Source organism: Bradyrhizobium sp. Crot121 (assembly GCF_059512385.1).
In genome coordinates, this window is sequence record NZ_JCAMOR010000209.1 from 1 (window position 1) to 1,946 (window position 1,946).

General features: G+C 60.2%; 1 protein-coding gene and 1 pseudogene. Both read right to left on the bottom strand.

Annotated elements, in window-relative coordinates; genetic code table 11:
* Positions 1–95: 95 nt before the first annotated feature.
* Positions 96–899: pseudogene (locus AC5ZGW_RS46005) on the bottom strand (IS3 family transposase); the annotation flags it as partial.
* Positions 844–1,377: a hypothetical protein gene (locus AC5ZGW_RS46010; RefSeq protein ID WP_245475195.1), complete on the bottom strand. Its 534-nt coding sequence runs from the start codon at positions 1,375–1,377 to the stop codon at positions 844–846. The pseudogene AC5ZGW_RS46005 and the gene AC5ZGW_RS46010, both read right to left, overlap by 56 nt.
* Between the last annotated feature and the right edge of the window lie 569 nt (positions 1,378–1,946).

Sequence of the window (1,946 nt, forward strand, 5' to 3'; positions counted from 1 at the left end):
GACACCGATCCGATTCGGTATCGCCGCCCCAACCCTGACGGTCAGTTCTCCGGTAACATTCTTGATGAGGCAATGCGGGTCAAATTTGCAAGCCGATTGACAGACACGATCATTCCTGGCTTGCCACGTCGTTACGATTGTCGTGAGTTCGCGGGCCACCCGCCCCGAGATCGACGTCTCCGGAATGGCGCCCAGGCATTCTTTGGTGACGTCGTCGACAATGTTGAGGATGCGGAAGCGCCGGCCATTGGCGAACTGGTCGTGGACAAAGTCGAGCGACCAGCGCGCGTTGGGCCTGGCCTCCACCAGGATCGGGGCTCGGGTCCCCACAGCCTTGCGCCGAGCCCGTCGCTTGCGGACGGCGAGTTCCTCTTCGCGATAAAGCCGGTAGATCCGGTTGATCCCCGACGGCTCGCCCTCCCGCCGCAGCAGGACGAACAGCCGGCGGTAGCCGAAACGCCGCCGCTCGTTGGCGAGATCTCGCAGCCGGCCTCGCAGCTCTGCCTCTGGAGGGCGGCTGGACCGATAGCGGATCATCTTCCGATCCGCGCTCACGATCGAGCAGGCCCGCCGTTCCGACAGGCTCATGACGGCCTGCAGATGCGCGACCGCAGCGCGTTCGGCGGCGGGCCCTACCATGTTTTTGAAAGAAGCTCGCGAAGGGCGGCCGCATCGAGCATCTGCTCGGCCAGAAGCTTCTTTAGCTTCGCGTTCTCCTCTTCCAAGCCCCTCAGCCGCTTGGCCTCGGAGACATCCATACCGCCAAATTTGGCCTTCCAATTGTAGATCGTCGCCTCGGAAATCTCATGCTTGCGAGCAAGGTCAGCCGTCTTCGCCCCAGCCTCATGCTCCTTCAACACTGCGATAATCTGCTCTTCCGAAAATCTTGCTCGCTCCATCTGTCCGTCCTTCTGCGGGCCGGACTCTAACTCCATCTGGAGGAAATACGCAGTGGCAGGTCAGATCGGACCAGACGTCCCGACCGCTCGCGATATCTGTAAGTGATACGTTGACCCGGACCTGATCCCCGCTGCGCCGCACCGCGCCCTGGACCGCCCATCGGATGCCAAGGTCCTTGCCAAGCGTCCTGAAGTCGATCTGCTTGTTCTTGTATGTAAAGGCCGTTCCGCGTCCGATAACGAATGCGCCGGGCATTCGCGCGAGGTCGGTCGTCAGATCGGTCGTAATGCCGTCGGCAAAATAGTCCTGCTCCGGATCGCTGTTGAGATTTGCGAACGGTAGGACGACTAGTGATAAGCGGGGAGCAATATCGGGCCGGGTCGTAGCCTCCATCTGCGTCTGTTGCTTGTCCGGAAACACGTCGGTGCGGAGCGTCTTCCACACAGTCCAGTAGCCGACGAAGCCACCCGCGATCACGCCGATAGCCGCGATCGAAGCGAGCGCTCCACCGATCAATCGCAATCGCGTCCGCAGGCGATCCCTAAAGTTGACAGTCCATGCCGGTTGGTCCGATGGCTCGTTAGCAGATGGCGTTTTGTTCAGTGGGTCACTATCGGACGCGGGTTTGTTCGGTCGGTCGCTGGAGACTTCCGAGTTCGTCACCATTGCCTCCCCGCAGGGTCAGACGCCCGACTGCTCAACTTAGCAGATTTTTGCGGCTTTGCGTTGGTCAAGTTTGCTGACTAAGTTCACGTGTCTTACAAATTGTTACCGGACGGTCGTCGGCTTTACGACGTCGAATAGATGTCCGGTTGGGGTCAAAATGCGAAGAACACAGAGTGAGCAAATCTGGCCCGCTCCGCCCCAGTAAGCGGACCGCAATGAGGGGTGTCGCCACTTCGCTGATGGGCCACAAGCGGACCAATACGGCAGGTCTGCCCACAGATACCCCCCAACCACGATCGACCGCGCCGCAGCGTTATCTCGCAAGTGTCGCCTTGTAGGACCGGTTGAAATGGACACAATATGCTCGCTTCGGGATCGAG